At 32.9% G+C, this 21592-nt stretch carries 20 protein-coding genes; 1 reads left to right on the forward strand and 19 read right to left on the reverse strand.

What is annotated here, in order from left to right:
- Positions 1–87: 87 nt before the first annotated feature.
- The 8 genes from C1Y58_RS09580 to C1Y58_RS09615 all read right to left on the reverse strand — a co-directional run bounded on the left by C1Y58_RS09580 (position 88) and on the right by C1Y58_RS09615 (position 8913).
- Entirely contained in the window at positions 88–939 is an 852-nt protein-coding gene (locus tag C1Y58_RS09580; RefSeq protein ID WP_105615821.1) for a P-loop NTPase family protein, read from the reverse strand.
- Positions 940–1068: 129 nt separating this feature from the next.
- Positions 1069–2025 carry a hypothetical protein gene (locus C1Y58_RS09585; RefSeq protein WP_105615822.1) on the reverse strand — a complete coding sequence of 319 codons (957 nt, stop codon included), beginning with the start codon at positions 2023–2025 and terminating at the stop codon, positions 1069–1071.
- Positions 2026–2309: 284 nt separating this feature from the next.
- Complete coding sequence (locus C1Y58_RS09590) at positions 2310–3263, reverse strand: hypothetical protein (protein ID WP_105615823.1); 954 nt, start codon at positions 3261–3263, stop codon at positions 2310–2312.
- A gap of 4 nt (positions 3264–3267) precedes the next feature.
- Positions 3268–4137: an AraC family transcriptional regulator gene (locus tag C1Y58_RS09595; RefSeq protein WP_105615824.1), complete on the reverse strand. Its 870-nt coding sequence runs from the start codon at positions 4135–4137 to the stop codon at positions 3268–3270.
- 112 nt (positions 4138–4249) lie between these two features.
- Positions 4250–4747, reverse strand: a complete 498-nt coding sequence (locus C1Y58_RS09600) for a nitroreductase family protein (protein ID WP_105615825.1) — start codon at positions 4745–4747, stop codon at positions 4250–4252.
- 172 nt (positions 4748–4919) lie between these two features.
- Positions 4920–5477, reverse strand: coding sequence for a uridine kinase family protein (locus tag C1Y58_RS09605; RefSeq protein ID WP_170311564.1), 558 nt, complete (start codon positions 5475–5477; stop codon positions 4920–4922).
- 223 nt (positions 5478–5700) lie between these two features.
- The gene (locus C1Y58_RS09610) at positions 5701–7947 is read right to left on the reverse strand and encodes a S41 family peptidase (protein WP_105615827.1); all 2247 of its coding nucleotides are present in this window, start codon (positions 7945–7947) and stop codon (positions 5701–5703) included.
- Positions 7948–8037: 90 nt separating this feature from the next.
- Positions 8038–8913 carry a metallophosphoesterase gene (locus tag C1Y58_RS09615; protein ID WP_105615828.1) on the reverse strand — a complete coding sequence of 292 codons (876 nt, stop codon included), beginning with the start codon at positions 8911–8913 and terminating at the stop codon, positions 8038–8040.
- Between the two features lie 198 nt (positions 8914–9111).
- Between C1Y58_RS09615 and C1Y58_RS09620 the strand changes: the two genes are divergently transcribed.
- Positions 9112–9546 carry a flavodoxin family protein gene (locus tag C1Y58_RS09620; RefSeq protein WP_105615829.1) on the forward strand — a complete coding sequence of 145 codons (435 nt, stop codon included), beginning with the start codon at positions 9112–9114 and terminating at the stop codon, positions 9544–9546.
- Positions 9547–9578: 32 nt separating this feature from the next.
- Here the strand turns inward: C1Y58_RS09620 and C1Y58_RS09625 are convergent, their stop codons facing one another.
- From C1Y58_RS09625 to C1Y58_RS09675, 11 genes are all read right to left on the reverse strand, one after another.
- Positions 9579–10301 carry a hypothetical protein gene (locus tag C1Y58_RS09625; RefSeq protein ID WP_105615830.1) on the reverse strand — a complete coding sequence of 241 codons (723 nt, stop codon included), beginning with the start codon at positions 10299–10301 and terminating at the stop codon, positions 9579–9581.
- Between the two features lie 13 nt (positions 10302–10314).
- Positions 10315–11040, reverse strand: coding sequence for an avidin-fold protein (locus tag C1Y58_RS26880; RefSeq protein WP_242985374.1), 726 nt, complete (start codon positions 11038–11040; stop codon positions 10315–10317).
- Between the two features lie 10 nt (positions 11041–11050).
- On the reverse strand, positions 11051–13015 hold the full coding sequence (locus C1Y58_RS09635) for a cache domain-containing protein (RefSeq protein WP_105615831.1): 1965 nt from the start codon (positions 13013–13015) through the stop codon (positions 11051–11053).
- 375 nt (positions 13016–13390) lie between these two features.
- Positions 13391–14215 (reverse strand): nucleotidyltransferase domain-containing protein, encoded by an 825-nt coding sequence (locus C1Y58_RS09640; protein ID WP_105615832.1) that lies wholly within the window; start codon positions 14213–14215, stop codon positions 13391–13393.
- A gap of 36 nt (positions 14216–14251) precedes the next feature.
- Positions 14252–15085, reverse strand: coding sequence for an MBL fold metallo-hydrolase (locus C1Y58_RS09645; protein ID WP_105615833.1), 834 nt, complete (start codon positions 15083–15085; stop codon positions 14252–14254).
- Between the two features lie 37 nt (positions 15086–15122).
- Complete coding sequence (locus C1Y58_RS09650; protein ID WP_105615834.1) at positions 15123–15611, reverse strand: HXXEE domain-containing protein; 489 nt, start codon at positions 15609–15611, stop codon at positions 15123–15125.
- Between the two features lie 34 nt (positions 15612–15645).
- Positions 15646–17196, reverse strand: coding sequence for a DUF5050 domain-containing protein (locus C1Y58_RS09655; protein WP_105615835.1), 1551 nt, complete (start codon positions 17194–17196; stop codon positions 15646–15648).
- 176 nt (positions 17197–17372) lie between these two features.
- Positions 17373–18560 carry an acetyl-CoA C-acetyltransferase gene (locus tag C1Y58_RS09660; RefSeq protein ID WP_105615836.1) on the reverse strand — a complete coding sequence of 396 codons (1188 nt, stop codon included), beginning with the start codon at positions 18558–18560 and terminating at the stop codon, positions 17373–17375.
- Positions 18561–18581: 21 nt separating this feature from the next.
- Positions 18582–19580 (reverse strand): electron transfer flavoprotein subunit alpha/FixB family protein, encoded by a 999-nt coding sequence (locus C1Y58_RS09665; protein ID WP_105615837.1) that lies wholly within the window; start codon positions 19578–19580, stop codon positions 18582–18584.
- A 49-nt stretch (positions 19581–19629) separates the two neighbouring features.
- Positions 19630–20415 (reverse strand): electron transfer flavoprotein subunit beta/FixA family protein, encoded by a 786-nt coding sequence (locus tag C1Y58_RS09670; protein WP_105615838.1) that lies wholly within the window; start codon positions 20413–20415, stop codon positions 19630–19632.
- A gap of 28 nt (positions 20416–20443) precedes the next feature.
- The gene (locus tag C1Y58_RS09675) at positions 20444–21583 is read right to left on the reverse strand and encodes an acyl-CoA dehydrogenase (RefSeq protein ID WP_105615839.1); all 1140 of its coding nucleotides are present in this window, start codon (positions 21581–21583) and stop codon (positions 20444–20446) included.
- Positions 21584–21592 lie beyond the last annotated feature (9 nt).

A 21592-nucleotide genomic window follows, 5' to 3' on the forward strand; every position in this document is an offset into this window, starting at 1 on the left:
TTTGATTGCAGTCTATATATCTAATAGTAAGTAAGCAAATCCCCTCTTCTTTATCCCAAACAAACAACTGGAAACCAAATCCTCAATCTAGCCACTCTTAGTTACATGCAAATCAAGTATTTCCTTAATTTCTTTCCATGTGTTTACCCAATCATAATTTGGGTTGTCAATTATATAGGAATCAATAGGAAGTCTTTTAATAATATTTAACTCAACTTCCTTTCTAAATTCAAAATACGATACCATGCCCTCAAAACCACTTAATGAATGAGCTATTCCAAAAGGACTTTCTTGAATGTAGGAAATTACTCTTTCCATCCAAACTTGTTTACCTTCTTTATTCACACGTATATCCGAAACTTTTCTAATTGTTTCATATACACTGGGTTGTCTCAGATATATGAGTATCGGATTTAATTCATTCACAGTTGAAATAAGGTTTAGCAAATATTTTTTTATGTGTTCTTCAGACATACAATGAAATAGGAGTAACTCATTAATGTGATTTTGTAAAAAAGCACACTCAAATACAGCCATCGCTTCACCTTCAAGTGTCTGTTGACTAAATTTCTTCCATTTTTTTATGTGTAAATCCGAAAAGGTTTTAAAACCTACCCTATTATCATAGACCTCAAAACTTTCCATCAGTTGGAAAAAAGACTTGTCATCAATTGGGAATTGTGTATATGGAAAAACTGCGTATCCATCCTCTATGTACATATGCCTTTTGATCTGCATTTCATATTTAGGGTACTCTTTCATAATACAATCTAATTTTTCCACTGGAATACAAGCGCACCAAGCAAGGTCTGCTGGATGTCCATCTCCTTCTTGATATAAATGAGTTTTTCTGATTGTGGAAGTATACTCATAAATTCTTTTCGAGATCGTGGTCTTTCCAGAACCAGGTAATCCTTCTACTAGAATTAATTTTCTCATAATATCTCCTTTTCTAAATTAATAAATCTATCTCCTTTGATTACAACACAATATTATAGCTTAATCTCAATATTCATCTAATTTATAATGAGTAAAAGATAGATATAACTAATAGCCTTAATTATATTGTTAATTCTCTAGCTGTGACAAAATCCTTTGTATTCTAATTGTGCAATCTATCTTTCTATTCAAATCTCTACGCCACGAGTTAGATAATGGATATTGCATTTTATCTTTTACAGTTTGTCCCATGTCCCAAAATCCATCTTTTGCAACATTCTCATATAACCAATTCATAAAACCATTTGACTTCGTTTTAGCACAAGAATATTTACTTAATAATTCATATGCATATATATATCTACTTGATTGTTTTGAAGGAAAAATTTTAGGAGGTGCTGTAAGTTTTCCATCATAGATATAATATATTCCCTTATCTTTAGATATGATGTAATCTAGAAATTTAGATTCGATACTAGCAGTTAGAAAACCAGAAAGAATAGATACTAGATAATAATTTTGAAATCCCCATATTACTTTTCCTTTCTCTGGTTTATGTGTCTCATAATATGCTTCTAAATATGCCTCATGATCATAATTAGCAGATGAAAAAGCATGAGTAATTACATTTGCCCATTTGTTAGCAATTGCTTTGGCTTCAGCATTTGATGGGTCTATATTAATAATCCATGTTGCTACAAACAATCTTGTTAATAAGTCCCAATCATGCTTTTTCTCTTTATAATCTCTTAAGTCTAAATCTCTATTCAAATATTTATTCATATAACTTAAAACTCTTTGAATGGGCTCGTCAGCTTTATCTAGACCTAATATTAGCAATCTACGTAATGCCCTTTCGGTTGTTATAGATGTTTTTGAAGAAGTACTCATACTGTGGAATCGTCCCCATGAACCGTCATCCCATTGAAGATTTACTATATCCTTTACCCACTTCGTCTCTAATAACTTGCATTTAGTATTTTTCATAAGTTTATTATCTTTATCAATTTTTAATATATCTCGCATTAAAAGGTACTTTGGAATAACATCTAAATCAAATTCTACTAGTTCTTCTGCTTTAATCAACTTTTGCTACCCCCATTATTTTTACATCTTTAACAAAAAGCCTGTGCATATTCTTAACTATATTTGTTATGTTAATTTACATCTTAAATCAAATTGGTAAATATACTTTAATCTAACTTTAAGTATAATCAATATTTAATTATAGCAAAATATGGTTAATAAATCTACATTATTACAATATTCTTAATACTAACTATTTTGATTAAACTATAAAAGTGGTAGCTAGGTCATAGAGGTAATTAATACCTCAATCTTGCTACCACTTTTATTTAGTGATTATTGAATTATTTTTTTAGTAGAGGTGTACTCTCTAATAAATCAATGCATGTTACTTCTCTTACTCCTGCAGACCTAACTTTATTTTGGACCATCATTAGCATTTCTTCAGAATGTATTATATCAGAACAAACTAGATCGAAGGCTGACTTTAGATTCTGATATATTTCTTCATAACCTTTTGCAACTTCTATTAATTCTGGATAAGTGTGAGATGCTTTTAATAAATATTTCCATGCATGATATCTTAAAGAAGCATATGTCCCTAGATAGTATTGTGTCGAAAAACTAAAACTATCTTTAATGTTCTCTGTTGTAAAAAAATCTGTAAGAGCTTTATAAGCTTCTAATCCATCTGCATTCTCGCACCACTCTTCTCCTTTAGCATGCCTAATGGCTAATTTAATTGTATCTATCAAAATTGATTCTTCTGATTTATCTGTTTTTTCTTTTGGAATTGTTACTGAAAGGATAGGGATTTCTCTTCTTCCAAGTATTGTATAGGCTATGTTACCTTCTTCACCTGTAATTGATAGGTAGCTTAAAGTCTCCTTACTTTCATCATATCCTGTTATTAAGCCCCATTCTGGAATACCAATATCCCATACAATTGGATATAGTTTTGAATCAACCGCTTCTTTTATCATTTTTATAGCATGTAAACGTCTTTCTTCTTCCACTGACTGTTCATCCCATAGTCGATCAATGTAAGTACATGTATATCCACCATTTTCAACACCTTGATGGCATAGTTTAAAATCAAAGATGCTCATTGCGCTGGGACAGAGAGTTTTACCATCCACCCATATTCTAAAAGCAAAACCACTGGTTGCAATAATATCCTCAGGGTTATCTGATAGATTAGAGACTTTTAGGGAAAGAGCTAAAGACTTTGGGAAAGAATGTAAAAATCCTGTAGGATCATAAGCCCCTATCGTCCATTTTATGTCTTCCTTTTTCATTTAATCAACTCCTTATTTTTTTAACAGGTATATAGATATCTTCGCTATACCTGTTACTCTTCTCACAATATGTTTCAAATGCATAGCTGTTTATTCGTGTATATTCATTATTATTTGGTAGCCATCTATTCAAAATATAATCCCAAGTTTGATGAATGGTTTCAACAAATGTGAAGCTATCAGCAGTCGGTGTTTTAAAAACAGCATATGTTCCTCTAGGAATTGTTATGGTATAAGTATTATGAATAGGATCACAGCTTTTAACACCAATGAAATAGTTGAAAGTTTTGGCGTTTATATCAATGATAGCGATACCAAAGTCTTTACGATGTTGCGGGTTGATGTGAGGTTGAAGTTTCTCGCCAGCTTTACTGCAGTTATACTTATTCCAGAAATGAGGAATCTCCGTATGAGATTTCTCGACGGATGTTTGAGAAATATGGCCATATAAATGAAAAGATTGAAGATCAACTATTTGAGGCTCTATTCGAATATCTTCTTTTATTTGATTAAGTTCAAGGATATCTAACTTTTCATATAAGTGAAGACTGTTAAAACTGGTTTTATATTCTTTTGGAGTAATGTTATGTTCTGTTTTAAAAGCGTGTACGAAGTTTTCATATGAATTGAAACCCCATTCCATTGCTATAGCAAAGAAAAATTTATCAGACTTATGTATAAGCTTTGCTATTTCACTTAGTCTTCGCTTTCGTATATATTGTCCAGGTGTCATTCCAGTTGCTTCTTTAAATATCCTTAAGAAGTGATATTCTGAATATCCAGCAGCCTTAGCACATGTGCTTAGATTTATCTGAGACTGAAGATTGCTTTCAATATAGTCAATTGCAATTTGTATATGTTGTGTATAGTTCATGATCAACCTCCTCACATGATTATTCTATCATATTGCCACCATAACAAAATAATAAAAATTGCTATTTTTACTTTTAAGCAATAAAAATAAGCCCCATTAAGGGCTTATAGCATTAATAGACTTCATAGTGAACTTTGGTTGGATCGTACCTGTCAGTAAATTTATTTTGATCTGAGTACCCAACTGGTACCACTGAGAAAGCTTTAACGTGGTCTGGGAGTTGAAATAAATCTTTAATGTACTGCATTCTATTTTCTAGTGGTGCTACACCTAACCAAACAGCCCCTAGATCTAATTCTACCGCTTGTAATAAGAGGTTTTGAGTTGCTGCAGAAAGATCCTGCTCCCAATTCTCTGGATACTTCATCACATTCTCATTACCTAGAAATACAAATGCAACCGATGCCTTTTCAATCATCTTTGAATAAGGACTCATTAAGGACAGTTTCTTAAGCATTTCTTTGTTCTGAACAATGATCATTTCCCATGGCTGTTGGTTACCTGCTGATGGTGCTTGCATAGCAGCTCTTATCAATTGATCTATTTTTTCTTTTTCCACAGGTTGATTGTCGTATTTTCGAATACTTCTACGTATAAATATTTCATTCATTAGTTTCACTCCTTTAATAATCACGGATAATAATATTGCTTAACTAACATATTCATTCTCTTAATTCTCAAGATCTTTAAGTAAGGATATTGATTCTGTAGTCTGTATTATAAAAACTTTTTCTTCAGTTTGTCGATATTTTATTCTCAACAAGCTCTTCCTATTCATTTACTTATTCAATATTATTTTTAATCCATTGAATGACAACATCTAACCCAGTATCTGAAAATTTAGAGCCATTTAAAACGATATCAGCATGCCATCGTGACGGCTCTACAAATTCATTATGTCTATATCTCACCGCATCTAGGTATACTGAGGTAATGTCTTCAAAAGTTTGTCCCCATCCCATATTGCGTCGAATTCTTCTTATTATCCTTTCGTCTGCTTGACAATCAACAAATACTTTTAAATCTAAAACATCTCTTATCTCATCTTTGTATAATGTCATTAGTCCTTCAATTAGTATGACTTGGCAATCTTGTCTATTAAGCAGTTCTTCTAAATCAAATAATAATCGATTGAAATCAATTGTATCTGGATGATTATGATCTTCATAAATAAGTCGAGAGATAGGAGCGACAATCATTGGCGGATCCTCAATAAAGTAATCATCCATATGAATGGACTTAACACTAAACTCTTTAAGATATTTTTCTATATAGGAGCACGTAGTGGATTTTCCACTTCCTGATCCTCCGGCTATACCTACTACAAGTGGCTTCTTCATATCCAATTTACCTCCTTGTTCTTCAGTAATACTTGTCTCTATAATAATTTCAATCATACATTAAATATAACATTGCTTGAATCTATAGTATATGTTTTCTCTCTTACTCTAAATAATAACATAATTATCATAACTCGCCAATAATAGTAATTGAAAAATACTGAAAAAGACCTATACGGATCACACAAGTGATGATTATAGGTCTCTAAAGGTTATCTTTTATTTATTTTATTGCTTTTAAAAAGTCATCTAACTCATTTCCACTAACATAAATATCTGGAGCTATCCCTACATCCATTATATTCGTCTGTCTAACATTCCAATAATGATTAACGACTAATAAAAGGAGCTTATTTTGTTGATCTTCATAGACATACTGTCCTACACCTTTACCAAAGGTATTTCTACCAACAACATTGACATTATTTAAATAGGTCTTTAGACCCAGTGTAAGTAATTCAGAAGCGCTGGCTGAATTTTCATCAACAAAAATATAAATCTCTTTAAATGGAATCATTGAAGCATCAGAATAATAATTAGTTGTATAACCATCTTTGTCAATTAAAGTACTCGTAACACATTCTGGTAAAAGTATGTCAAGCATATTATTGGCGCTATCTGTATCTCCACCAAAATTGTTACGCACATCGATAATAAGTGTTTTATTCTCCGGTTCTTGGATACTGTCTAAGAGCACAGTGAATTTATTATCAGTATACATTGCAAAGGTATTTATTTTTGTATAGATAGTGTTATCTGAAAGATAGTCATACGTCATATCTTGCTGTTCCATATCCATGAAATAGTCGTATTCATCTCCATAGACTGCAAGCGTAAACAAATCATCAGATTTTCTCATAGTATCAACAAGCTGATCAAGAGTATCACTTGTTATTCTTCCATTATTGATCTTATCTCTCTCAGTACCTGTCATATCTTTATTGTCATAAAAATAATAATCATCGAAGAAGTTAACAACTTGCTCTTCAAGTGGAACTTCTTTGTTAACCAATTCATTACGAACCAACAAAGCTGTGTAGTTTTCTGAGTTAAGTGCTAAAGCTTCATCTGAGTATTCCTCGGCTTTATCATAATCCTGAAGTAAGAAATAAGTATAGGATTGATATGAGATAATTTCATCATTATCAGGTAATATCTTTAACATCTTATCATAATAAGAAATTACTTCATCTAATTCATCAAGTTCAAAATAACTATCCGCAATATACCATAGTACATCAAAAGAGTATGGGAATGATTCTTCTGCTTCTAAACCAAATTCTACAGCTCTTGCATATCTCTTTCCTGTATATAATCCATATAGTTTATTAATGTAGGCATCTTCATAATCTGGATTAAGCTCAATTGCCTTGTCAAAATACTCGAGAGATTCCATATAAAGTGTTTGCTCTAGATAGATATTACCTATAGCGTTATACAATTCATCGTATTGGTTATCTTTTTGTATTGCAGTATTAGCTAATTCAAGGGCCTGATTATACTCTTCAAGAGCAGTATTATTATAGATTAACCAAGTATATATAAGAAGGTTATCAGGATTCGCTTCTAAGAGTTTCTGAAAAATATCTAATGATTTATTGTATTTTCCGTAATAATAATAAAACGCACCTAAGTCAATTTGTGCTACTAAATCATCTGAGAATATCTTGGCTGTATTTTCATAACAAGCCTCGACCTCTTCAAAAGTACCTGATTCTTCTAAAATCACTGCTTTCATATAATAGGCATCATAATAGTCTTTATTGTCCCTTATTGTTTCATCAATTTGATTAATGGCTTCTTCTCTGCCACTTGTATATAATAAGCAATAAGCTTTGTACATTTCAGCATCAGGGTCACCAGGATCACCTTTTAAGTAATGATTAAAATTCTCCAGAGCTTCATCGTATTGCTGTAGAGTAAAGTTAATTTCACCTTTACCGTAATAAGCAAGATTAAAATCTCCCTGTGCTTCAAAAGCTTGGTCATAATACTTTAAAGCCTTATCATATTGACTAAGATTGAAGTAAATGGCTCCTTTAATCACATATTCTTCTGCTGTATTAGGCTGAACATTAAGAGCTTTGTCAATGTATTCCAAAGCTAAGTCTAGTTCACCTAGGTCAACATAAGCACTACTAATATTGGATAATGTTATATCAAGAAGCTCATTATCAACATTATTATAGGGTTCAGAAATCTGATCATCAAATTTCTCTAAGTTCTTATTGAAGTAAACCAGGGCTTCTTCTGCTTTTCCTTCATCGAGTAGCTCTAAACCCCTGTCATTATCGGCATATCCATCTAAATCACCCATTAAAGCATCCATTTCATCTTGAAAATCATTAAAGGCACTTTCGACTTCACTGTTTAGTCGTTTAAATGTATCATTTATTTTATCTGTGCAAGCACTTAAGAATAAGATCGAACTAAAGCAAATTATACTTGCAACAATTTTTTTTATTTTCATAATCTAATCCCCTCTTTGTTACATCATTATCTCAATCATTATACCCTAGTTAAAGGTGTCGAATCAACTAACATTTCCATCCATTAGAACTTAATTAAGGGTTATTTCTACTAATTCAGGATGATTGTTAATTCTAAATGGGAAAGAACTATTACCTAAACCTCTTGATACAATTAAAGTGGTTTTATCATTTAGATCATAATAGCCGCCTTCAAATTCGGGCAAGAAACCTTGCCCTGGTGCCCATAGCCCTCCAACTTTAGGTAACTGTACTTGTCCACCATGAGCATGTCCAGAAAGAATTAAGTCAAAATCATATAGTCTATAGACTTCAACTAATTCAGGACGATGTGATAGTAAAATCGCTGGTACATCAGATCCTTCTTTCGACATCCAATCCAGTTGTTTATTTACTTCAATAATACCAGTGAATTTTTCGTATTCTTTACCCTTTTCAGGATAGTAATGAGCTGGATCAATAAGTCCAAAGAGTTTGATTATTTCATTACCATTGTTGATTATTGTGTATGTATTGTCCAAGACTACAACGTCCATCTCTATTAAAGCAGAGATAATGTTAGTGTATTGTCCACTCCAGCATTCATGATTACCACTAACATAAAATACTGGGTATTTTGAATTGATTTGGGCAATAAAATCTATACTGTTTTGAGCCTCTTCCATTCTCCGTCGATCAAAAAGATCCCCAGTAATGACAATCATATCAGGTTGACTCTTATCTATTAATTGAATGAGTTCTTCATTATTATTGCGGTATTTCTTAGATTGTAAATCGGCTATTTGCAGAATCTTAAATCCTTTAAAAGTCGATGGCAAATTATCTATTATTTTTTCATATTGAGTTACTTCAATTGCATTATTTTCATACCATAAATAGTAGGTACTACTAAGGAACAATGCCACTAATGTAAGTAACCATAAAACTTTCTTTTTTACTCTATTCATTTCTTTGCTTCCTTTCTTAATTCAACCAATTATATCTGAAAAAAGTTAAAAACTCTTATAAATACGTGAAAATATGTTAAATAGTTCAAGGCAATATATATAGTATATCAGAATGAATATGGATTAGAAAGTTTTTTATGCTATAATTGAATTAAGTTGTTTATTAAGCTACATATACTAAAACTAAGAGGTGGTTTTATGAAATATTTAGTAGTCTATTATTCAAGATCTGGTAAAGTAGAAAAGATGGCTAATAAGATTGCAAATGTCAAAAAAGCTGAATTACAGTGTATTAATGATCATCAGAATTGGAACGGTCTTTTTGGATTCATTAAAGCAGGCTTTTTTGCTATGACAGGAAAAACTGTTAAAATTGATCCAATAGATGTAGAGTTAAATGACTATCAGCAATTATACCTATGTACTCCTATTTGGGCTGGTAAACTACCTCCTGCTGTAAGAGAATTCAAGAAATTATTAAATGATTTCAAGGGGCATGTAACGGTAGTCTATTCATGCCAAAGTAAAGAACATCAAAATTATAAGGTAGCTTTACAAAAAGAATTAAAAAATGCATCTATCCTTGGCTTTGCTGAAGAAGTTCATGAAGAAATGGCATACGAAAAAATCTAAGAAGAATCCATATGCTGGATCCTTCTTAGATTTTAGAAATTATGATCATCGGTTTTTATTCGCTCATCTATTAGTTCAGTATCTACACTTTTAGGCATCAAATGGATAAAAAGGACTGTATTAACTATGGGTAAGAATACCATGATTAAACTCAAAATGACCTCACCTATAATACTAAAGTACATCTCAGGTAGAGGCTCAAAAGGTAACATCAATATAATTGATGCTATAAATAAAATGAGAAAAGTAAGTACTTCCACACCTAAAATGTACCACCAGTTGCCTTGTACAACTTTTTTACTATAATCTAATGCTTTTTTACCCCAAAGACGATTAAGTACAACTACTTGTACAGCAAATGTATAATACACTGCCCAGATTAGACCAGGTATAATCAATAAGAAGGAAAGTAGTGTTAATGTAATTAATGCAGTGATGTTTGTAACGATCATCACTCCCCAACTTTTGAAACCTTTTTCTACAGCTGAATGCCATTCGCCCTCCACATCTATAATTAAATTAATGATTGATAAAGTAGCTACGATTGCAATCAATTGCTCAATGAGGCTTTTTATCTGCATTGACGTTAACCAATCAAAGTTAGAATCTACATAATAGCTTATCAGTCCTAGTGGTCCGTATACAGCTATAATAATAATAGCTATATGAAAAAAGTTTTTTTTATAAAGTTCCCAACTTTTTTTATATAGAGTGCTTATCTTTTTTTGTGGAATCTCAAGATGCTTGTAATTCATGTCTATAAACCTCCTAGTCGGTCTTAAAGAGTTCACTATGGTCTTTTTTATAGTCTCTCTTCATATTATAGCGAAATTTCCTTAGATATATTTGACGGAACTCTTCAGGAGTAATGTGATAGCGATTTAAAACATCTATGTAATACATCTGTACATCACAAAGTTCTTCAATAAACTTCTCACGAGTGTATGGATCTGACATGATCAGATCTACTTTCTTTTTCTTAATGACTTGTATGACTTCACCAATTTCTTCAATCATATAGAGGATGAAGTCTTTTCCATAAGCTGGTTCCATAGGTGACCAGGTATCTTTATTCTCATTCCAGAGATCATAGGACATCTTTTGCATATCTACAATACTTAATGGTTTCTTGGATGAGCTATCATCGTCCCACTTGAATTCCTCAACTATGGATTCACCTTTTGAGTGATCACCAGAGGTCCACTCCCACTTTTCATGTAATTGAATTCTTCCATCCTCTAATACTTTAGGTTGAGAAAAACATTTACCTGTCATTAGCTCACCATTACTATTAACATGTTGGTAGCGCATGTCTAAGTTACCTGTATCATCTACATTGGCTATGAGATATCCCTTTGTAATACCTCCACCAGAATATTCTGCCCAAACCAAGTCATCTTTTTGAAAGTATTTAAAAATTGTTTGATGATTAACTTCTCCATTGTCTGTGTTGATAACAGATTTAAAACGTTTATTATTATAGTTAATATTCAACTGTTCTCTCCTAACATTCAATTCTATCTCTTCCATTTTGTTTAGCTTTGTAAAGTAACTGGTCTGCTTGGTTAATATAAGTCATAACATCCTCATTGCAATTGCTTCTATTAATCTCAACAGCCCCTGCACTAAATGTTATCATTAAGTCTTGATGAACCCACTGATAACATTTGAAGATTTCCTTTATACGCTGAATTGTTTTACATGCAGATTCTTTATTGGTACCTGGTAGAATGATTATGAATTCTTCTCCACCATATCTTCCGACAAAATCAATCTTTCTGAGATGATCTTTGAAGATCATAGTTAATACTTTCAAAACTTCATCACCAAAGACATGACCATAGGTATCATTGACCATCTTAAATTTATCTAAATCTACCATTACAATTGTAAAAGGATCTGATAGTCGTTGTACTCTATCGATTTCACTTTGCAATTGATCAATGATAAATCTTCGATTGTAGACATGGGTTAACTCGTCAGTAATAGCCATTTCTTTTAGTGTTTCTTCATACAATTTTCTTGAGGTCAAGTCTCTTAGGTATGCAATATATTTATTTGCACGATCTAGTTCAATACTCTTAATATGTATTTCAACTGGCATAAGATTATCGTCATTGGTTCTTAGATGTGTTTCCTTGCTTATTTCACAAATCTTATCTTCAGGAAAAATCTCAGTAATCATGTCTTTAAAATTCAATTGTATAAAATTCTCTTTACCACCTGTCAGCATTTGCACACCTTTAATATTTGATTCGATAACTTTTCCATTAGGCTCTAAAATGAAGATACCATCTTCAGATAAATTGGTTAAAATTTCGTACAGCCTTTCTTCAGCTTTTATGGCTTGTTCAGCTTTACGTAATAAGAAAAGTTGTACAAATACCACGCCGAAGCCTGATAAGCTTATAACGATTGCTATAAATATGATACTCGATTCTATTTCTTTTTTTCTCATTAGTTTTTTGTTCTCAATAGTTTCTTCAATATCATCAACATAAACACCAGTTCCTAATACCCATTCCCAATCAGTAATTCCCTTTACAAAGGTAATCTTAGGGTAGAAACCATCTACATTTGGTTTTTCCCACATGTATTCAATATAGCCTTCTCCATGGGCATCAATGACTTTTATCTCTTCATTATGAATAGAGATACCGTTCACATCTTTTATATGGCTTACATCCTTGCCTATGTATTCTTCTTGAGCAAAAACTAATGCTTGACCATCGTATGTCGTCAAGAAAAAGTAGCCGTCATTTTCGTATCTCATATCGGCAATCATATCCATTACCTCTTTTTTGACAATTTGCTCCAGGTCAGCAATATAGAGACCTGAACCAATAAAGACATTAAGTGGTTCAAAGTACTTGATGAAGGATATTTTTTTGTTATTATCAAGTTGATTACTAGGTTTAGCCCAGTAGTACTCATAGAAACCTTCTCCATGAGTATTTACAAGTGTAATCATATCTTTAATGACGAAATTACCATTACTGTCTTGAACCTCTAATAAATCCTGATTTTCAAGTTCAGGCTTAACGGGAAATAGTATCATCTTTCCATCAAGTCCACCAATAAAATAGTAACCATTTCCATCATTAAATCGTATAGCACTTAAGGCATTAATAATCATTCTTTCAAGTTCAACATCTGTTTTATCAAGATTATTATTATAAATATTGGTTGCTACGCTATGCGCTTCATTAACTCTATCTTGTATCTCGGTTTTTAAGCGATCTTCTGTTTTTGATTTCTGGTAATCAATATAGTCATAAGCTTTACTGACCTCATTTTGAATCAGTTTTTTTTGCTCATTGTAGTAGCTTTCTTTTATAGTTTCAAGCTCTCTTACAAAATCGGCATGAGAAATTTGAAAAATAAAGCTCCCAACAATAATCACAATGATGATTATTGATATAATGGAACTTAGAAGCGATATCTTCTTTAGTCTACTTGTAAATTTCATGTTACACCCCGTAAAAAGATAATTTTTATATTTTTATGATAAAAATTAGTGATTTTTCTTATACCCCTACCTATATTTTACGGTAATTTCTCGAATATAGCAATATTTATAAATGAATTTACTCTTATTGAAAAAATTTCGATATATATCGTAAATTTCTATAGATATTCTACACTACAAGAACATGAAATACACTTCTATATTGTGTCTTATATACAATTTGAACAATCTTTATTCCATCAATGACTCTTTCTTGTATAAATCCTATTTTTCTTGATTCGTTGATTGCCCATTAGATTCTTGCATATTATCTGACGTTTAATATCTAATTAACTAGTGGTCAACAACTTAATGAGGAATGTGATTTCTATTCGGTTACACATATAAATACCATTCTGCAATCCACTTATGTTCACCAAACTGGTTACTTATGGATTCCATAAGCTTTTTAACTAGATTATCAGCGATTGCATATTGAGGATATTGATGTAATTCTTTATGGAGTTCTATTTGATCATTATTAAGTATTCGCTTTGCATAATCAAGTATCATTTGCTTGTTCTCACGTCCCAATTGGGTGTCATCAATGTATGTAAATAACCATTTATCATGTGGAAATGGTAAGCTGTCTAATAAGTATCCCAGTTGGCAGATTAGTCTTATTATTTTAGTACAGTGTAGTAACACTGCTATTTCTTCTCCTCTTTTTAATGGATGTCGTAGCCAATCTAATGTCAGTTGTAACTCAAAATATTTATTTTTAATATCTTCTTCGTCAATTCTAAATTTCTCAGAACGTATTTGTAAGAGATCTGTGTATTGATTTGAAGGATCGTGTAAGGGAATTGCGTTTACACTCTCCCATATTTGACTATAATTCTTTTCTCTGTAATAACTTTTAAGGGTTTCAAAAGTTTCAAAATGATAATGACCTATCCAATCTGGTAGTGGCATAAAGATACCATCAGTTCTATCAATAAGACCTTTAGAATAATATTCTTGAATAATCTTTGTCCGTAACTCCCCTGAACAGTAGAAAACAAAATCAATATCTGAAAATTGATCTGCATTACCTCTAGCTACACTACCTTTTAATACTAGTGAAAGATAACACCAATACTTATTAAGTACCTCATGCTCTGATAACTGTTGACAATACTTTTGTGCAAGATTCTTTAATTCTATACTTTTTTTATTCATAATATTATCATCCCCTTTTAAAAAGCTAAAAGTACTTTATAGTTCCATAGTGCTTCCTGTTTTTAATTCTCTTAATCGAGTTTTTAAAGTCTCCTGTAGTAATGCATAAGCCTTCTCACCTGTGCAGTGACAAGAATAATAGGTTTTAACTTTTGTCTTGATTAATTCCCCAGCAATTTCAGCGACCTGGTTATCACATTCAGATTTTTTACTAATAGGATTATATAAATGCATACCACCTATAACAGTGTTTATTGGTGAATTTAGCATCGACTCTACTTGGTTAACAATATTGATTATCCCCTTGTGAGAACATCCTGAAAACAATACATTATTTTGCTTTTCTTTAATGACCAAGTAAATCTCATGATCAAAATCATCTTCTACATATGTACCATTTATTCGTTTAAAGAGCTTTTTATTGCCAGAAGGTTTCAATTTATGTGGTATAACATTACATAATAATTGAATGCCATCTATGATTTCAGTGTTATCTACGATGTAGTGTATTTGACGGTGATTGCTCAATTTCTTATTTAATCCAATATCGATGTATACTCCTGATAGTAATTTTGAGCTATGTTTTTCGAAGGCATATTGACTTAAATAAATATCAGCTTCTTGATTGATTTCTAGAAAAGCCTTAAGTCCACCTCCATGGTCATAATGACCATGAGAAATAATAAGATAATCAACACGAGATAGATCAATTCCTAATTTAATTGCATTTTGAATAAATGTATGATCAGGTCCTGTATCGAAAAGAATTTTCTTACCATTAGTTTCAATATATAGGGATAAGCCGTGTTTTGCTTTCAAATTGATGACATCTTCACTTTTTCTATTTTCTAATAAAGTTGTTATTTTCATATACTCAACTCCTCTATAATTAAATTCATGGTTATTATTAATAGTTGATCAGTTTTGCTCCTAGTTTAAAAAGAAAAGGTAGTGATCCCAATAACAAAATACCAACTATCAAAGATGATAGGATTACATCGTCAAGATTAATGAACCCATCCTTGACTGCTAAATAGATGATGAGCGTATTTATAGGTATGAGAAGTAATATACCTGTGGCTAACCCAGGAGCATACCTTTTTAGTAAAATCGTAGCAACAAGATGTGGAAAGAAAGTATTCATGATCATAGCACCTAGAAAACCAAAGTAAAAATATTTAAATAGATCTATGTTACTAAAGGTCATTATTAAAAATGTAGATATGTATGCTAAGGCAGTTATAAGGAGTACTGCAAATCGGAATTCATCTTTATTAACAGGGCGATGGTACTTCTTCGCATAGAAAGACCATTGCGGTAACCATATTGCTTCTTCAATGTTATGTAATGTGATAGCTAGTGGAAAATATAGAAATAGATATTTTAATTCTGTCAAAGAACTCCCCCCTAACACTTTAAAAATAATATATTTATTCAGGTAATTCTATAATATAGTTTGTTTGACTTTCATAAATGAAATAAGTAACCTTATTATCATAATACGAGTTATGAATGACCATATCTAATGTCTTGAAAATCTGATTCCCTTTTTTATCGAGAATGATTAAACCATAATTATCATCAGAATTTAAGGCGCAAATGAGATAATCATCAACAACCTTTACTGATTCTACAGAATGCTGGGAGAGTAAAATTTCTGATGTACCATCACTCTTTTGGCGATACAAAACATTATTTTCATCAGTGATATAATAAATGGTATCATCATCAATATAATATGTGTTTATAGGCGTATCTATAAGAAGTTCTTCTTCACCTCCCATTAAAGTGGTTCTATAAAGCTTTCCATTTTCACTATTGAGAATATAAACATAATTATCTACTATTGAGAATGACCTTAAAGGTAGGTTGCTTACGACAGTACTTTCATTGGTAGCTATATTAATTTTATACAGGTTATTGGGAATACTCTCATCACTTTCATTAAAAGCGTTAATATAAACCCAACCATCAATTATTTCTATATCACCGCCATGTAAATAACTAGTTCCTGATCGAATCCAACCGTACATTAAAGAACTATCACCAATTTGTTTTTCTATTCTTGAATTAGTGATGGAAAGATTACCAGAAGAAGGTGGTACACGATAATTGACCATAGCCATATCATCACCATCAATAGTAAAATCAAGATAACCAGATATGATTTCTTCTCCTACACCTGAATCATTAACGCGACAATAAACATCCTTTCCCATGACCATACCACCTACATGGTAAGAGACATAAACCTCACTATCTTTTTTATATGCTGAAACCAGAGGATTGTAATAATCATCTCTTGACTCAATTTTTTGAACTTTGGCAGCATTACTGATATCTCCTATTGGTGCGCGGTATATATATCCTTCTTTTTCATCTTCACCCACGTAATAATAATAGCCATCGACTATATCAATACCGCTCATACCTTTTAACTGAAATGGTAGTTCCAACACCTTTGGAGATAAGTTTTGACTCTCAATGTAAAGCCCCATACTAGGATCGAATTCATAAGACCAATTGAACTCATCTACTATAAAACGCCATGTAAGAGGAAAATAGGTTACGTCACGAAATAGGAGGATTGGATACTCTTCTTTAGAATTATCGATGATTTTTCCATTAACAGTGATTTGAAAGTTGGCTACACTAGCCTGATAGTGATTAGCATTAACATTAGTAGTTTTATAACCTTTATATTCAGAAACTATGCCCGTGTTCTCTATAAACAAACCCTTATCTAGAGACCATTCTGTTTCAAGACCTAAGAAACGACTATCATTAAAGGTAAGCGGAAAATAAGTGATATTTTTATAAGTAATGAAGGGATATTCACTTGTAGAATTGTTGACTTTAACATCATTTAAATAGATATCGTAATCTGATATAGAAACAGTGACATATGATTTAGCTAATACCTTATTAGGAATCAGTAGGAATAAAGCGACCAAAAAAAAGAGAAATAGATATTTTTTCATCTTATCATATCCTTTCTATCTAATTATAATGTGTTATGTAGAAAAAATCATTTTTATTGCAGGTGATATATGATTAGTATTCCAATGTATTCTTTATTATTATATATGCATTGGTGATTATTGTCAAAATAGTAACTTGCAAAAAAATAAACCCAAATTTGGGTTTATTTTAATGATTACTTAACTTTTTCAAAGATAATTGCACTACCCATTCCTCCACCAATGCAAAGAGCTGCTAGACCAGTTTTTGCTTCAGGCTGTTTAAGCATTTCATGGATTAGTGTAACGGCTATACGAGTACCTGAGGCCCCTATTGGATGACCTAAAGCAATGGCACCACCATTTACATTAACTTTACCTGGATCTATACTAAGGTCTCTAACAACAGCTATGGATTGAGAAGCGAAAGCTTCATTTATTTCTGCTAAATCAATATCTTCAATAGTTAAATTAGCCTGCTTTAATACTTTATTTGTTGCTGGTGCTGGACCATAACCCATAATCTCTGGATTTAATCCAATAGAGCCATATGACTTAATTGTAACAAGAGGCTTCAATCCAAGTTCTTCAGCCTTATCCTTTGACATAATAACCATCATTGCAGCACCATCATTGATACCAGAAGCATTTCCAGCTGTTACAGTACCATCTTTTTTGAAGGCTGGTCTTAATTTACCTAACTTTTCTATAGTTGAGCCATGACGTGGGTACTCATCATGTTCAAAGACGATAGGATCACCTTTACGCTGTGGGATTGTAACAGGAACAATTTCTTCAACAAAACGATTTGCCTTTTGAGCTTTTTCAGCTTTCAGTTGACTATTTAAAGCGAAAGCATCTTGTTCCTCTCTAGAAATGCTCCACTTTTCGGCTACATTTTCAGCAGTTATGCCCATATGGTATCCTTCTATGCCATCGACCAAACCATCTTTAATCATGCTATCAATCAGCTTCCCATCACCCATACGGTATCCTGTGCGAGCTTTTTCGAGTATGTATGGCGCGTTACTCATACTCTCTGTTCCACCTGCTAGTATGACATCTGCATCACCAGCTTTAATTATAGAGGCTGCTAAGCTAATAGCTCTTAAACCTGAACCGCATACCTTATCGATGTTCATGGCTGGTACATTATCAGGGATATCTGACTTTAAAGAAATTTGTCTAGCAACACTTTGGCCAAGTCCAGCTGATAATACGTTACCAATGATCACTTCATCGATTATACTTGGATCAATTCCACTTCGATGGATAGCTTCTTTTGCTACTACTGTTCCTAAGTCCACTGCACCTCTTGATGATAATGTGCCATTAAAACTACCGATAGGTGTTCTAACAGCTGAAAGGATTACAACTTCACGCATTATGGCACCTCCATTAATTCATTATTTTTCATTCAATTTAACTTTTAGAGCTTCAGTCAGTTTTGGCAGTATAACATTTAAGTCTCCTACGATACCTACGTCTGCAACCTCAAAGATAGGAGATTCACTATTTTTGTTAATGGCTATGATAAGATCAGAGTCTTCCATACCTGCCACATGTTGAATAGCTCCAGATATACCGCAAGCAAAATAAAGATTAGGGCGTACGGTTTTTCCAGTTTGCCCGACTTGTCTTTGCCTATCTTGCCATCCTGCATCAACTACTGCTCTTGATGATGATACTTCAGCATCTAATACATCTGCTAAGTCGTAGAGTTTATTAAAGTTTTCTTTTGAACCAACACCACGACCACCTGATATGAGAATCTTGGCATCTTCAATATTTATTTTATGCTTGCTCTCATGAACTATATCAATGATTTCAATCTTATTTTTTTCTTTAATAAGTTGGAAATAGAACTTTTTAATATTACCTTGACGACTTTCATCTAATGTCAAAACTTGCATGACTCCTGGACGGACAGTTGCCATTTGAGGTCTAAACTCGGGACAAATGATTGTTGCCATGATGTTACCACCAAAGGCTGGTCTTGTCATAAATAATAGACCTGTTTCTTCATCTATTTCTAATTTTGTACAGTCTGCAGTTAAACCAGTGTGTATACGAGCAGACACACGAGGTGCTAAATCCCTGCCAATAGCTGTTGCACCAAACAAGAAGATTTCTGGTTCATGCTCCTTGATTACCGCAGTTAAAGCTTGTGTATAATATTCTGTTACATAGTGCTGATAATCTTGGCTATCTACATATAAAACTTCATCAGCGCCTGCATGTATTAGGTGTTCACCTTGGCTAGCAATTTCATGACCTAATAATATAGCAGTTACTTGACTATTCGTTGTCTCTGCTAACTCATTGGCTTTTCCCAATAATTCAAATGCAACTTTTTGTATAGTACCTTCTCGTTGCTCTATAAAAACAAATATACCTTTGTTCATTGGATACCTCCTTATCTTGCTCCAACCTGTAGAAGCCACTATGGCTTATTTAAATAATGAATTTCTCTGTCATTTTATTAACAATTATTTGTACAGATTCATCGGTGTTAACTTCATACAGTTTTCCAGCTGTTTTAGCGCCTTTTGTAAAGGATTTTTTAACGCGTGTTGGTGAGCCTTTTAAACCTAGGTTACTATTATCTATAACAATATCTTCAAGAGTCCACTTAACGATTTCTTTTTCACGGTAAGCATCATAAACATACCCTACTCGCATGTAGCGAGGTGTATTGAGTTCTGATAATGTTGTAATTAGGCAAGGCATCTCTACTTTTAATAAGTGATACCCATCTTCAAACATACGCTTTAATATGAGGTGATTATCGCCTTCTAACTGTATATCAGCCACATAGCTTACCTGCGGTAAATCCAAGTGCTCTGCAATTTGAGGTCCTACTTGAGCAGTATCACCATCAATGGCTTGACGACCTGTAATAACAAGATCATGAGGTATCTTCCTTAAAGCAGCAGCCAAAGTCGATGATGTTGCCCATGTATCGGCTCCAGCAAAAGCTCTATCTGTCAATAATATTGCTTCATCGGCTCCCATAGCTAAAGCTTCTCTTAAAGCTACGTCAGCTTGAGGTGGTCCCATGCTCAATACAGTAACCTTACCTCCATGTTTCTCTCTTAACTGTATGGCTGCTTCTATACCAGCTTTGTCATCTGGATTGATAATACTTGGTACTCCTTGACGTATAAGGGTTCCAGTCTTTGGATCTAATTTAACTTCTGATGTGTCAGGTACTTGTTTTATACAAACAACAATTTGCATACTAGCACTCCCTTCTATAATGTTTTGTCTATTTTAATAGATGGGCAGATATAACCATCTTCTGTACTTCGGATGTTCCTTCATAGATTTCAGTAATTTTTGCATCCCGCATCATACGTTCAACTGGGTACTCTCTTGTATAGCCATAGCCACCATGGAGTTGAACAGCCTTCGTTGTTACTTCCATAGCCACCTCAGCTGCATAAAGTTTAGCCATTGCCGCAAAGTGACTATACGGTTCTCTACGGTCTTTAGCAACAGCTGCTTGATAGACTAGCAGTCTTGCAGCTTCTACTTTAGTTTTCATATCAGCTAATTCAAATTGGGTATTTTGGAACTTCGAAATCGGACGTCCAAATTGCTTTCTTTCTTTCACATAATGAACTGTTTCATCAAGTGCTCCTTGAGCTATTCCTAGAGCTTGAGCTGCTATACCAATACGGCCACCGTCTAATGTCTTCATAGCTACTTTAAAGCCTTTACCCTCTTTACCAATGATGTTTTCCTTAGGTACTTTACAGTTTTCAAAGACGAGTTCACAAGTTGCTGAACCTCTGATACCCATTTTCTTTTCTTTTTTTCCTATTCGAAAGCCTTCAAACTCTTTTTCTATGATAAAAGCAGAAATACCTCTAGTACCAGCAGATTTATCGGTCATCGCCATAACAATATAGTAATCTGCATAACCGCCATTTGTAATAAAGATTTTTGAACCATTAATGATGTAATGATCCCCTTCTAATACTGCTGTGGTTTGTTGAGCAGCAGCATCTGTTCCAGCATTAGGTTCTGTTAATGCAAAGGCTCCTATTTTTTCACCTTTAGCGAGTGGTACTAAATACTTTTGCTTTTGCTCTTCAGAACCAAATTCATATATAGGTGATGCACATAATGAAGTATGGGCTGAAAGGATAACTCCTGTTGTACCACAATATCTGGATAATTCCTCAACAGCAATAGTGTAACCTAGATTATCGCCACCTTCTCCACCATACTCTTTTGGAAAAGGTATTCCCATAAAGCCATATTTGGCCATTTTCTCAACTGTTTCTATTGGATAGCGTTCTTCCTCATCAACTTCTTCAGCTAATGGTTTCACTTCTTCCTCTGTAAAAGAACGAAAAAGCTTACGAAGTAACTGATGTTCCTTTGATAAAGTAAAATCCATAGTATGCCT

It is taken from the genome of Vallitalea okinawensis (genome assembly GCF_002964605.1).
GTDB classification, from domain to species: Bacteria; Bacillota; Clostridia; order Lachnospirales; family PQDH01; genus Vallitalea_A; species Vallitalea_A okinawensis.